The sequence below is a fragment of the Thermorhabdus hydrogeniformans genome (assembly GCF_049310025.1).
Lineage (GTDB): Bacteria > Bacillota > Thermosediminibacteria > Thermosediminibacterales > Tepidanaerobacteraceae > JBJYKD01.
Genome location: NZ_JBJYKD010000095.1, coordinates 1 through 289, shown reverse-complemented (window position 1 = coordinate 289; position 289 = coordinate 1). Strand labels below are relative to the sequence as shown.

The following is a 289-nucleotide window of genomic DNA, read 5'->3' as shown; positions in this document are numbered from 1 at the left end:
CCGCTTGTACTGGTAGTAGTCACGGCACTGCCGGAGCTTCCTGCGGACGTCGTCGAAGATGATCGGGATCGCGGTGAGGCGCGAGTAGGGATGCGTGATGCGAGAGCCTGGCGAGCGGTGCCGCCGGGTAACCAGGATGTCCCGAATATTGCTATCTCCCTTCAAGTCGCGGAGCCGTTCCCGGTACATCCAGAGCACCTGCTCCCACTGCTCCTCGCGCATCGTGGCGGGTGCGTCGCCATGCTCGGGGCTCTCCACGATCAACTCGGTGGCCCCGCGGGGCGAGACC

At 65.4% G+C, this 289-nt stretch carries 1 pseudogene; it reads right to left on the bottom strand.

The window, feature by feature from the left end:
* A pseudogene (locus tag ACKX14_RS15635) lies at window positions 1-264 on the bottom strand (hypothetical protein); the annotation flags it as partial.
* Window positions 265-289: the final 25 nt, after the last annotated feature.